14 protein-coding genes are annotated in these 11484 nt (G+C 65.9%); 5 read left to right on the top strand and 9 right to left on the bottom strand.

The window, feature by feature from the left end:
* The coding region (locus tag EWM57_RS15450; protein ID WP_129922059.1) for a helix-turn-helix domain-containing protein at positions 1–505 on the bottom strand (505 nt) is incomplete at its 3' end.
* A gap of 430 nt (positions 506–935) precedes the next feature.
* Between EWM57_RS15450 and EWM57_RS15445 the strand changes: the two genes are divergently transcribed.
* Together EWM57_RS15445 and EWM57_RS15440 are read left to right on the top strand one after the other, a co-directional pair.
* On the top strand, positions 936–1481 hold the full coding sequence (locus tag EWM57_RS15445) for a hypothetical protein (protein ID WP_165370538.1): 546 nt from the start codon (positions 936–938) through the stop codon (positions 1479–1481).
* A gap of 120 nt (positions 1482–1601) precedes the next feature.
* A complete protein-coding gene (locus EWM57_RS15440; protein ID WP_129922057.1) occupies positions 1602–2189 on the top strand; it encodes a YdeI/OmpD-associated family protein in 588 nt (195 codons plus the stop codon).
* Between the two features lie 278 nt (positions 2190–2467).
* Here EWM57_RS15440 and EWM57_RS15435 read toward each other — a convergent pair whose 3' ends face one another.
* The 5 genes from EWM57_RS15435 to EWM57_RS21425 all read right to left on the bottom strand — a co-directional run bounded on the left by EWM57_RS15435 (position 2468) and on the right by EWM57_RS21425 (position 7494).
* The gene (locus tag EWM57_RS15435; protein WP_129922056.1) at positions 2468–2902 is read right to left on the bottom strand and encodes a VOC family protein; all 435 of its coding nucleotides are present in this window, start codon (positions 2900–2902) and stop codon (positions 2468–2470) included.
* A 108-nt stretch (positions 2903–3010) separates the two neighbouring features.
* A complete protein-coding gene (locus tag EWM57_RS15430) occupies positions 3011–3496 on the bottom strand; it encodes a hypothetical protein (protein WP_129922055.1) in 486 nt (161 codons plus the stop codon).
* A gap of 86 nt (positions 3497–3582) precedes the next feature.
* Positions 3583–4149: a Crp/Fnr family transcriptional regulator gene (locus EWM57_RS15425; RefSeq protein WP_129922054.1), complete on the bottom strand. Its 567-nt coding sequence runs from the start codon at positions 4147–4149 to the stop codon at positions 3583–3585.
* A gap of 63 nt (positions 4150–4212) precedes the next feature.
* Positions 4213–5880 carry an FAD-binding dehydrogenase gene (locus EWM57_RS15420; protein ID WP_129922053.1) on the bottom strand — a complete coding sequence of 556 codons (1668 nt, stop codon included), beginning with the start codon at positions 5878–5880 and terminating at the stop codon, positions 4213–4215.
* A gap of 132 nt (positions 5881–6012) precedes the next feature.
* Positions 6013–7494, bottom strand: coding sequence for a TPM domain-containing protein (locus tag EWM57_RS21425; protein WP_207218330.1), 1482 nt, complete (start codon positions 7492–7494; stop codon positions 6013–6015).
* Positions 7495–7708: 214 nt separating this feature from the next.
* Between EWM57_RS21425 and EWM57_RS15410 the strand changes: the two genes are divergently transcribed.
* The 3 genes from EWM57_RS15410 (at position 7709) to lepB (ending at position 9749) form a co-directional block, all read left to right on the top strand.
* Positions 7709–8092 carry a hypothetical protein gene (locus EWM57_RS15410; RefSeq protein WP_129922052.1) on the top strand — a complete coding sequence of 128 codons (384 nt, stop codon included), beginning with the start codon at positions 7709–7711 and terminating at the stop codon, positions 8090–8092.
* Between the two features lie 43 nt (positions 8093–8135).
* Complete coding sequence (locus tag EWM57_RS15405) at positions 8136–8405, top strand: hypothetical protein (RefSeq protein WP_129922051.1); 270 nt, start codon at positions 8136–8138, stop codon at positions 8403–8405.
* A 189-nt stretch (positions 8406–8594) separates the two neighbouring features.
* Positions 8595–9749: a signal peptidase I gene (lepB, locus tag EWM57_RS15400; protein WP_129922050.1), complete on the top strand. Its 1155-nt coding sequence runs from the start codon at positions 8595–8597 to the stop codon at positions 9747–9749.
* 77 nt (positions 9750–9826) lie between these two features.
* Here the strand turns inward: lepB and EWM57_RS15395 are convergent, their stop codons facing one another.
* The 3 genes from EWM57_RS15395 to EWM57_RS15385 all read right to left on the bottom strand — a co-directional run bounded on the left by EWM57_RS15395 (position 9827) and on the right by EWM57_RS15385 (position 11364).
* Positions 9827–10282: a cold-shock protein gene (locus tag EWM57_RS15395; RefSeq protein ID WP_129922049.1), complete on the bottom strand. Its 456-nt coding sequence runs from the start codon at positions 10280–10282 to the stop codon at positions 9827–9829.
* Positions 10283–10499: 217 nt separating this feature from the next.
* On the bottom strand, positions 10500–11138 hold the full coding sequence (locus EWM57_RS15390; RefSeq protein ID WP_129922048.1) for a pseudouridine synthase: 639 nt from the start codon (positions 11136–11138) through the stop codon (positions 10500–10502).
* 16 nt (positions 11139–11154) lie between these two features.
* Entirely contained in the window at positions 11155–11364 is a 210-nt protein-coding gene (locus EWM57_RS15385) for a zinc ribbon domain-containing protein YjdM (protein ID WP_129922047.1), read from the bottom strand.
* Positions 11365–11484 lie beyond the last annotated feature (120 nt).

Below are 11484 nucleotides of genomic sequence, written 5' to 3'. Positions count from 1 at the left end.
GGGCCTGGGCCAGCAGCCGGTGCCAGCGCGTGACATCCTCCACCGACAGCGGACGGGCGCGGCGGTGCAGCCAGCGGGTCAGCCAGGCGGCCTGCTCGGCATCGGGGGCGTCGGGTGGGGGCAGCAGGGCGGGCAGCGCCTGCTGCCAGCGCTGGGCCAGGTGGGCCTGGCGGGCCAGCTTGCCGGCCTGGGCGCGCAGCCGGTCGGCCCGCTGCAGGCATACGCGGCGGCGAAAGTCCAGCTCCCCGGCGTCGGGGGCCGGGGCATCCAGGGGGAGGCCGGCGGGCAGGGGGGCGTCGAGCAGGGCAATGGGGTTGGGCAGCTGCCGGGCCAGGGGGATCATGGCCGCCCCCACGGCCTGACTCAAACCGCGTCGGCTGGTTTCGATGCTATGCACCAGCACCGGGCTGACGCCCAGGTATTCGGCCAGCTCGTCTTGCCGCAGGCCAAACCAGCGCCGGATGCGCGCCAGCACGTTCAGAGAATCTGCCGAAGGAGGAAGCATGGACTAGGAAGTTTGTATGACTAAGTATACGCAGCTGCAAGTAGTCATACAAGGTATGTATGGCTACTTGCAGCTGGTTGCAATTGCTCATACAGGTTGTGTATGGCTACTTACAGTTTTTCGAAATCAATCATACAGTTTCGGGCGGCTTGGCAAACCGGGGAGCCAGTACGTAAGCTAGCCTGGCAAAGCAGCAGTCTTTTGAGGCTCACCTGGGTCCTCGCCGTCGCTTGGCGGTGCCGAAGGACTTCTACGCGCCCGCAACTCAACTGCGCGCGTATCTTCACGGGCATTGCTCTCCTTAACGCTTGTTTCTGCCCACCTTCCCATGCGCCTCTTCTGCTGTAGTGTAGCGGTCCTGGCCGGCTTGGCCGGCTGCACCGTTTTTAGTCCGTACAAAACCACCGCTGACTACTGGTATCACCACAGTTTGAGCAAGGCCGAGCGGGCCCTGATAGACCAGCAGGGCCGGCTGGTGAAAGACTGGCGGGCCACCAATACCGCCGGCGACCTGTGTACCGGGCCGCTGGTGGTGACCAGGGGGGCGGACGGCCGCTACCAGTTCACCGAAACCGGCCTGTGGGTAAACCGCTACACCGGCAAAGCCGCCCGGGGCTGGCGGGCCGCCGTGCTGGACTCCACCCGCTACGACGTCTACGGCAACATCCTCTACCGCGCCCGGTACCTCGACGAAAACCAGGACAGCCTGGGCCAGTACCTATTCGAGAAATGGGTGAGCACCCGTACCGACAGCCTCCGCCAAACTATCTACTCCTACTATCCCACCGGGCAGCTACGGTTTGAGCAGCAGGCCACGGTGCTGAACGACACCGCGCCGGGCAGTGAGCGTACCAGGCAAAAAGTGCTGCGGAAGATGAGCGCCTACAACGAAGCCGGCCAGCCGATTTCTTTGGCCGAGCTGCAAAAGCTGCTGTACGTGTGGTATCAGCCGCACGTGGCCATGCCGAAGAACTAGCTGTAAAGCCTGCGGCTAAGGCCCCGCCCGACCCCTGAAAAAGCGGCTGGAGCTTCCAAAGCTTCGGCCGCTTTTGCGTACTTGGCCCCGCTCCCGAATCTCAACTGCTACCTGCCCGCCATGTCCCGCACCGACGCCTTCCCGCAAACCCAGCCCCCCAGCCGCGCCGCGTGGCGGCAGTGGCTTACCGATAACCACGCCAGCGCCCCCGGGGTGTGGCTGGTGTACTGTAAAAAAGCCAGCGGCCAGCCCAGCGTTACCTACCCCGAGGCGGTGGAGGAGGCCTTGTGCTTCGGCTGGATCGACTCCCACCCCCGCAAGCTCGACGCCGACCGCACCCAGCTGCTGTTTACGCCCCGCAAGCCCAAAAGCGGCTGGAGCAAGGTGAACAAGGAGCGGCTGACGCGGCTCGAAGCGGCCGGGCAGCTGCTGCCCGCCGGGCGGGCCGCCATCGAGCGGGCCAAGTTGAACGGAGCCTGGGAAAGCCTCGACGCCGCCGAAGCCGGCCTCGTGCCCGAGGACCTGGCCGCCGCCCTGGCCACGGACGAAGCCGCCGCCCGCCACTTCGCCGCCTTCTCGCCCTCGGCCCGCAAGCAGATCCTGACCTGGGTGCTCGGGGCCAAGCAAGCGGAAACCCGCGCCCGCCGCGTGGCCGAAACCGTGCGCCTGGCCGCCCAGGGTAAGCGCGCCACCCTCGACCGGGAGTGAGCTGATCCGAGGGGGCTCAGCCGCTAAAACAAGGGTCGTGCTTCGACAAGCTCAGCATGACAAGGCTTTTACAACGTCAGCACGCGAGATTCCTCGGCTTCGCTCGGAATGACGTTCCCCGACTCAGCCTATCTAACCAGCGGGCCTAGCACCCGGCGTGGCCCCGAGCTGCCGGGCTGGCTTACCGGCAAGCAGCATCGTCCGGGTCCGCCCACGAAAAAGCCGCCTGCCACGGGCCGCGGCAGGCGGCAGCAGGGGCCTGTGGTGGACCGGGTCGGCTACGCGACGTTGGTTTCGGCGGGCTGCTCCTGGGGCACGAAGTTGGGGTCCATGTACATCACCTCCCAGAGGTGGCCGTCGAGGTCCTGGAAGTTGCGGCCGTACATGAAGTCGTGGTCCGGCTGCAACACCTCGGGCTGCTGGCCGCCGGCCGCCAGGGCTTTGTCGACGAGGGCATCGACGGCGGCGCGGCTCTCGGCCGAAAGGCAGAGGATAACCTCGGCGCTGGTGGTGGCATCCACAACCTGCTTGGTCGTGAAGGACTGGAAGAAGGGCTTCACCAGCAGCATCACGTAAATCGTGTCGCTGATAATCATGCAGGCGCCCTGCTCGTTGGTGAACTGGGGGTTGAAGCGGAAGCCGACCTGGGTGAAAAACGCCACGGAGGCGTTCAGGTCGCGGACGGGCAGGTTGATGAAAATCTGAGTAGCCATGGAGGTAGGGGTTACGGTACAAAGCAAATATACCCGGCTACCGAAGCCGCGCCGGTGGGCAAATGCGCCAATAAACGGGGCATTTGCGACTAGATGCTCAGGGGTAACTCAGTAGCAGTTGATGCAGCGGCCCAGGCCCAGATTGGCCGTCAGCCCCAAATGCAGCAGGAGCAGAGCCAGGAACAGCACCTTAGCCACCCGACGGCGGCGCCGAGTGCCGCTCTGCTGCTGGTCGAGGGCGGCCACCAACACCAGAAAGGACGGCAGACTGCCCAGCAGCAGCAGAAAATGGAATGCACCCTGGCCCTCGGCGTCGTGGCTGCCGCCGCCGTAGAGCTTGATGCTCAGGTCGTACAACGCAATAATGGCAGCCGACAAAAACGCCTTCGTCAGGGGTCCCGGCTGGCGGCAGAAGGCAATCAGCCAGACCGCCACCGGAATGAGCAGCGGAGCAAGTAAGAGGCAGGTTGTTTCGCCGTAATGGTCGCCCAGGCCAAGGCCGCCGAGCAAGGCCAAGCCCAGCGGCAAGGCCACGAGTAAGGGCAGCGGGTGGGGCGAAAAGGGGCGGGGGGCGGAAGCAGTAGGACCCAGCATACGACAAGAGCAGGTGAGGAGCCAAAGGTGCCGGCCGGGGCCAGTCTTTTTCATGACAAATGTCATTTTCGCGCCGCCACCCCGGCTTAGCCGGCCTTGTTGCGCAGGCGGCTCAGCGTCTCGGGGGCCATGCCCAGGTGGGATGCAATCTGATGCAGGGCTACCCGCTGAAACACCGTGGGAAAGTCACGCAGCAGCAGGTCGTACCGCTCGGCGGCGGTGCGGGCGCGCAGGTTCTGGGCGCGCTGCTCACTGAGCACGTAGTACTTCTCCACCAGCCGCCGACCGATGTAGTTGAACTCGGGAAAATCCTGGTAGAAGCGCTGGAGCTGGTCGTAGCTGATGGAGTGAACCACGGCAGGCTCCAGCAGCTCCAAGTACTCCTGGGAAGGCTGCTGGGTAAGAAAGCTCAGAATAGAAATCACGAAGTTGCCGGCGGGCATAAACCAGGAGGATATTTCGCGGCCGTGCAGCAGCGTATAGCCCCGGACCAGCCCGGTTTCCAGAAAATAGACCCGGCGGGCCACCTGCCCCGGCCGGAGCAGCACATGGTGGGCGGGCAGCTCTTCGCGCACCGTGCCGGCCAGCAGGGCGGCCGTCAAAGCCGGGCTTAGGGGGTGGAGTTGGCTGATAGAGGAAAGAAAGACGGACATAGCAGGCAGGGGTGACCAAGCCCGGCGGGGCCGCCGGGGGACGTATTCATAAACGCCCGCGGCCTACCCCAGCGCCGCCGCTGCGGCTCGCCCGGCAATGCGGCCCGAGTACAGGCAGCCGCCCAGAAACGTGCCTTCCAGAGCCCGGTAGCCGTGCATGCCGCCCCCGCCGAAGCCGGCCACTTCCCCCGCGGCGTAGAGGCCCGGAATCGGCTGGCCGTCGGTACCGAGCACCCGGCTGGAGAGGTCGGTTTCGAGGCCGCCGAGGCTTTTGCGGGTGATGACGTGCAGGCGCACGGCAATGAGCGGGCCCTTGGTGGGGTCGAGCAGGCGGTGGGGCGGGGCCGTGCGAATGAGCTTGTCGCCGATATAGTTGCGAGCCCCGCGAATGGCCGTAATCTGCCCGTCCTTGCTGAAAGGGTTGGCCAGCTGCAGGTCCCGGGCCCGCACTTCCTGCTCGATCTGCTGGTAGTCGAGCAGGTTGTCGCCACTCAGCTCGTTCATGGCCTGCACCAGCTCGGGCAGGGTGTCGCGCACGATGAAGTCGGCGCCGTGCTGCTTGAAGGCTTCCACCGGCGCCGGCGCGCCCTTGCCGAAGGCCCGGCCCAGGGTCTGCCGCCAGCTCTTGTTGGTCAAATCGGGGTTCTGCTCCGAGCCCGACAAGGCAAACTCGTGGCGGATGATTTTCTGGGTCAGGATAAACCAGCTGTAGTCGTGGCCGGTCTGGCGCAGGTGCTTGAGCGTGCCCAGCGTGTCGAAGCCGGGGTAGAGGGGGCCCGGCAGGCGCTGGCCGCGGGCGTCGAGCCAGAGCGAGGAGGGGCCGGGCAGAATGCGGATGCCGTGCCGGGCCCAGATCGGCGCCCAGTTTTCCACGCCCTCGGTGTAGTGCCACATCCGGTCCTCGTTGATAACGTGGCCGCCGGCGGCCTGGGTGATGCCCAGCATCAGCCCGTCGACGTGCGCGGGCACCCCGGACAGCATGTGGGCGGGCGGGGTGCCGAGGCGGGCGGGCCAGTTCTTGCGCACCAGCTCGTGGTTGGCCCCGATGCCCCCGGCCGTGACGATTACCGCCGGGGCGCGGAAGCTAAAGTCGCCGACCACCGTGCGGGAGCTTTGCTCGCCCCGGGCTGCACTGCTAGCTTCCAGTACTTCGCCCCGGGCGCCCACCACGGCACCGTTTTCCACCGTCAGCTCGGTCACGCGGTGGCGAAACTTCAGCGTAATCAGCCCCTTCTTGACGGCCTCGCGCACCCGCTCGGCGAAGGGGGCCACCACGCCGGTGCCCGTGCCCCAGGCCACGTGAAAGCGGGGCACCGAGTTGCCGGGCCCGCGGGCGCCGTAGCCGCCCCGCTCGGCCCAGCCCACCACCGGAAACAGCTTGATGCCCACCTGCTCGAGCCAGCGGCGCTTCTCGCCCGCCGCCCAGCCGACGTAGGCCTCGGCCCAGCGCTGGGGCCAGAGGTCCTCGGGCCGGTCGAAGTCGGCGTTGCCCAGCCAGTCGGACAGGGCCAGCTCGTAGGAGTCGTGGATGCGCAGGCGGCGCTGCTCGGGCGAGTCAACCAGAAACAGCCCGCCGAACGACCAGAAGGCCTGCCCGCCCATATTCTGCTCGGGCTCCTGATCGAGCAGCAGCACACGCTTGCCGGCCGCGGCCAGCTCTGAGGCCGCCACCAGCCCGGCCAGCCCGGCCCCGATTACTACTGCGTCCGCCTGCTGTTGTTGGGTTTGCATGTGCGCCGAAGAAAAAAAGCTGCCCGCACCGGCAGCCGGGCGAGAGCAAAGGTGAAAAACGGAAAAGAAAGGGCCAGAAGGTACGCTGCTGCGCGGGCCTGGCCAAGCCATGCTTCCGGGGCGGGGCCGCGCTTACCAGCTGCTGCCGGCTCCGCCCCCGCCCGAGCTGCCCCCGCTGCTGGACGACGAGGAGCTGCCACCCGACGACGAGGAGCTGCCCGACGAGGAGGAGCTGGAGGAAAGGCGGTTGGTAGTGTACTTGGTGCGCTCCTCGTGCTGGCAGAAGGCGCACAGCAGCACGTGCCAACCCCAGCCCCCGTGGGAAGAAGTAGCCGCCACGATTTCCTCGTCGGGCTGGGGCTGGGCCGTCTGGTGGTTGCACTTCACGCAAATTTCCGCGTCGGTGCTCAGGTTGGCGTAGTCAAGCACCAGCTGCTCCCCGCAGGCGCCGCACTCCCACACGTCGTAGTCGATGGAGCCCACCTGCTCCTCGGCGCGCTGGCCGGGCAGCAGCACCGCGTCGTCCTGGGCGTCGGGGAGGCGGTGCATGGGCTGGCCGCAGGCGGGGCAGGCGTAGGGCTCGTCGCGCAGGGCGGCCAGGCGGCGGCGGTACCGGGGCCAGTACAGGGCCAGGCCCAGCGGAAACACGAAGCGCAGCCAGCCCCAGCCGTGGTGGGCTGCGTTCAGAAATACGTAGCGGGCGTGCCGGCTCGGGGTGGTCAGCTGGGCGTACTCGCGCTGCACGCCCAGCAGCATGAGGTGGGCGCACAGCAGGGGCCAGCCGTAGCCCAGCACCATCAACACGGCCGGGGGCACGGCCCAGTTCAGCAGCACGGTCAGCAGCCACAGACCCAGAATCAGCACCAGCCCGCCGGCCAGCAGCCGGCGCGGGCCGGTGGTAGCCGGGGTGCCAATCCACATAATCAGCGACAGAGCCACCAGGAAAAACAGGGCCACGCCCACGCCGACCGCCTGCCCGCCGCTCCAGGCCCCGGGGTCCGCGGCGGCATAGCCCAGGGGCTGGGTGTCGGCTCCCGCGTCCGACAGGGCCGGGGCGGAGTCGGCCGCGGCCAGGGAATCGGGCAGGTCCATCCGGCCGGTGGTGAGCTGACGAATCAGGGCGGCCACGCCCTGGCGCACGGCCTCGTCGATGCGGCCCTGGCGCAGGTAGGGCACCATGTAGCGCTGCTGAATGCGGTAGCAGAGAATGTCGGGCAGGTCGGCTTCGAGGCCGTAGCCAGTTTCAAACTCCACCCGGCGCTGGTCGAGCACGAGCAGCAGCAGCAGGCCGTTGTTGAGCTGCCGGTCCCCGACTTTCCAGCGGTTAAACAGCGCCGTGGCGGCCGTCTTGGGCACTTCCTGCCCGATGCTGCGGGTCAGCACCACGTCGAGGTGGGCCCGGCGGCTCTGGTCGAGCGGCCCCAGCAGGGCGTTCAGGTCCCGGACCGTGGCGGGCTGCAGCAGGTGGTCGGGGTCACTGACGTAGCTTTCGCCGAGGGTTTTGGGGTCCGGAATGGCGGTCAGGTAAGACGACTGCGCCGCCGCCCCGCGGCCCGGGCCAAGCATCAGGAAAAGCAGCAGCGGAAGCCACACGAGCAAACTACGGAAAGGCATAGACGGAAAGGAATAGAGGAGTTTAACTGCCCAAAGAAAGCAATACCCCCGTTACTCCGCCGCCGCACCGGTTTCGCCGGGTCCGGCCGCCGAATGCACAACCTTTCGGGCAGACTCTGCGAATACTCTAGGCGGCCCGGACTGGGCTGAACCTGAGGTGGTTTGCCGGACGCACCACCCCGGGCTTTCGGGCACAGGCAGACGGTACACAGCCATGGGCAAGCACAAGAAAAAGCACTCCAAAAAGGATGACGTGGCCGAAGACCTCTTCGACGCGGCGGCCCTCTCCGTGCGCAAATTCCGCAAGGTCACCGACGAAATTGCCAAGCTCAGCCCCGGCCAGAAGCTGGTGGGCGGCCTGGCCCTGCTGGCCGGCGGGCTGCTCTACCTGAACAAGCTCAAGAACGACGGCGCCGATTTTCCCTTCAACCTCCACCTGCCCCGGCTGCCCGCGGCCCCGGAGCCGGCCGCCGAGGAAGGCAGCGCCGAGGAAGTGCCAGCCCCGCCCAAAAGCCACAAACACCACAAGAGCCCCCGCCCCGGCAAGCCGTCCGGCCCGGCGGGTAGAAAGTCGGCGGGCCCGCTCCTCGACCAGTAGCCGCCACCATTCCGACCACGTTTCCCCTCGTTATTCGCAAGCCATGAAAAAGACCAAGAAAACCAAGACCAAGGCCAAAGCCGGCAAAAAGTCCCTGCTCGGCGGGGCGGCCAAGTCGCTCAGGAAGCTCGGCAAGGGCAGCGGCCTGAGCAAGCTCAGCACCACCCAGAAGGTAGTGGGCGGCACTGCCCTCGTCGCGCTGGGGCTCAGCTACCTGGCCACGCGCCCGAAAAACGCCGGCCGCGCAACCGCTACCCCCGATGCCGCCGCGGCCGAGCAGAACCTGACCGCGCTGGAGCCCAACGACATGTAAGCTCAGCCTTGCTCCCTGACCATCAAAAAAGAGGTGCCAGCTCCCGGGGCGGCACCTCTTTTTTTAGTGGTCATACTACCGGCGGCAGCTGAGCCGTTGAAAGCTGAATAGTAGGCTCCGGCAATGCTACCCGCACCGGCGCCGCGCCGCTCTCCTGCTACTATTCTTTCCCTTCTTTCCCCGACCCGTATGAGCTTTTTCAACTTTCTCCGCCACCGCGCTGCTGTTTCCAAGCCCCAGAGCAAGGCCCGGGAGTGGCGCGACGCCATCGTGTTTGCCGTCATGGCCGCCACGTTTATCCGCTGGTCGGCCGTGGAGGCCTACACCATTCCCACGCCTTCGATGGAAAGCACGCTGCTGGTCGGCGACTACCTGTTCGTGAGCCGGCTGCACTACGGGCCCATCACGCCCCAGACGCCCCTGCAGGTTCCGCTCACCCACCAGACCATCGGCAGCACGGGGCTCAAAAGCTACTCCGACCTGATTCAGCTGCCCACCTACCGCTTTCCCGGCTTCAGCTCCATCAAGCGCAACGACGTGATTGTGTTTCACGTGCCCCACGAGCAGCAGCGGCCCGCCGACTTGCGCACCCACCTCATCAAGCGCTGCGTGGCCGTGGCCGGCGACACGCTCGAAATCCGGCGCGGGCAGGTCTTTCTCAATGGCCAGCCGGGAGCAGTGGCGGGCCAGCTCCAAACCACCTACTTCATGCAGGTGGACGCCCCCGACGATGCCGTGCGCCAGGCGCTGCACGAGCAGGGCGTGGTCGACTACAACGAGCCCGACGGCATTCCGCGCGCCGTGGCCGACCCGCAGACCGGCAAGCCCGGCTTTGTTATCAGCTGCCCGGCCCGGGTGGCCGAGCATTTCCGCCGCCAGCCCTACGTGCGGAGCCTGACGGTGGTCGACTATCCGGTGGCGCTGTTTCCCGACGTGGCCGACTTTCGCCATTCCGGCGCCCTGAGTGCCCGGCCCCACGGCTGGCAGCTCGACGCCTACGGCCCGCTGCCCGTGCCCCGCAAGGGCCAGGTTATCACGCTGACGCCGGCCAATGCGGCCGTGTACTACAAGATTATTGCCCAGTACGAGCACAACGAGGGCGTCAGCTGGCAGCAGGGTCAGATCTGGCAGCACGGCCGGCCCCTGACCAGCTACACCATCAAGCAGAACTACTACTTCATGCTGGGCGACAACCGCCACAACTCCGAGGACTCGCGCTTCTGGGGCTTCGTGCCCGAAGACCACATCGTGGGCAAGGCCGTATTCGTCTGGTTTTCCCTCGACCCCCACGCCGACCTGCTCCACAAAATCCGCTGGGAGCGGCTGCTGCGCCCGATCAGCTAGGCCAGGCCCAGCGGCCAAACAAAAAAGGCTGACGCTCCGAGGAGCGTCAGCCTTTTTTTAGGTCTTCCGGTAAAATTCTACCCGGCAATCTTGACGCCGGTGGCGCTGGCGCCTTTCGGGCCCATTTCCACCTCAAACGTCACCTTATCATTTTCCTTGATCGGGCCGCTGAGCGAGTTGGCGTGCACGAAAATGCTTTCCCCGGTTTCCGAGTCCTTAATAAAGCCGTAGCCTTTCGAGTCGTTGAAGAACGTGACCGTACCCTTGCGGATCAGGTCGGCGGGGTCCATATCTTCCTGCTTGGGCACCCCGATGTGGATGTCCTCGGCGTTGATTTCCTTGCGCTTCGTCGGATCGGGCGGGGTGGTGGAGATGTTGCCATTCTCGTCCACGTAGGCCAGCATCTCGTCCAGGCTCTGGCCTTTCTTGGCGTTGGCCTGGCGCTCTTCCTTGCGCTCCTCTTTTTCCTTCTTGTTTTTCTGACGTTTCTTCTCGTTTTCCTTCTTGCCGAAGGATGCTTGGGACCTGGCCATGATGAGCGGATGTAGTTAGGTGTTCAATCTGGCCGGGCCCATCAGAAGCGGGGCAAGCCAGAGAACCGGTGATAGATTAAGACAGATACGTACGGGTGAAAGTTCAGGCCGGGGCAGCGTACGGAAAGGACCCCGGCCGGGGCCCGTGCGGGCTCTGCCGGCGCGGGAGGGCAAACCTAGCAGAGGCCGAATATACCAAAGCTTCGGCAGTAGCTCGTTACGCGGGTAGGGAAAAATCGGCTACTTCCCGCACTTCGCCGGCCGTCAGTGCGCCCAGCTCCAGCGCGCCCACGCGCACGCGCAGCAGGCGCAGGGTCGGGAAGCCCACGGCCGCCGTCATCTTTCGAATCTGGCGGTTTTTGCCCTCGGTCAGGGTAATGGACACCCAGCTCGTGGGCCCGTGCCGGTCGTCGCGGATTTTGCGGGTGCGGGCCGGAAAGTCGGGCGCCTCATCCAGGCGGAAAGCCCGGCAGGGCAGGGTCTGGTACTTCTCGTGGCGAATCCCGATTTCGACGCCCTGCTCCAGTTGGGCCACGGCCTCGTCGGTAATCAGGCCGTCGACCTGGGCGTAGTACTCCTTCTCGACTTTCTTGCTGCGCACTTGCTCACTCATCTTGCCGTCGGTGGTGAGCAGCAGCAGGCCCTCGCTGTGCTCGTCGAGCCGGCCAATGGCCATGGTACCGGGCGGGAAGTCGTGGAGGGCACCGAGCACCTTTTTCTTCTTCAAATCGGCCACAAACTGGCTCAGGTAGCCGAAGGGCTTGTGCACCATAAAGTGCCGGTGCGGGGCGGCCGGCGCGTCCGCGCCCAGGTCGGGCGCAGCCGGGGCGGCAGATTCGGAGTCAACAGGGCTCATAGGCAGCCGGACGGGCTTAGGCTTTCTTCAAAAACTGGGTTTTGAGCACCATCGTGGTGCCCCCGGCGCGCCCCTCAATTTCCTCGGCGCTGTTCGTGAGACGGATGTTCTTGACGAGCGTGCCGCGCTTGAGCGTCTGCGAGGAGCCTTTTACTTTCAGGTCTTTGATGAGCGTGACCGAGTCGCCTTCGCTGAGCAGGGTGCCGTTGCTGTCTTTTACGTCCATTGAGATGGGAGAGGGTGGGGAATAGCCGCCGGAAGCCCGGGGCGGCGAGCCCAAATATCGGCAATTCATGACTAGCAGGGCTGGATAAAGTCGCCGGCGCCCGGCACCGGCAACGTTGCC

It is taken from the genome of Hymenobacter persicinus (assembly GCF_004167665.1).
GTDB lineage: Bacteria > Bacteroidota > Bacteroidia > Cytophagales > Hymenobacteraceae > Hymenobacter > Hymenobacter persicinus.
The sequence above is the reverse complement of the archived record's forward strand: the minus strand, read 5'-3'. Positions and strand labels throughout refer to the sequence as shown.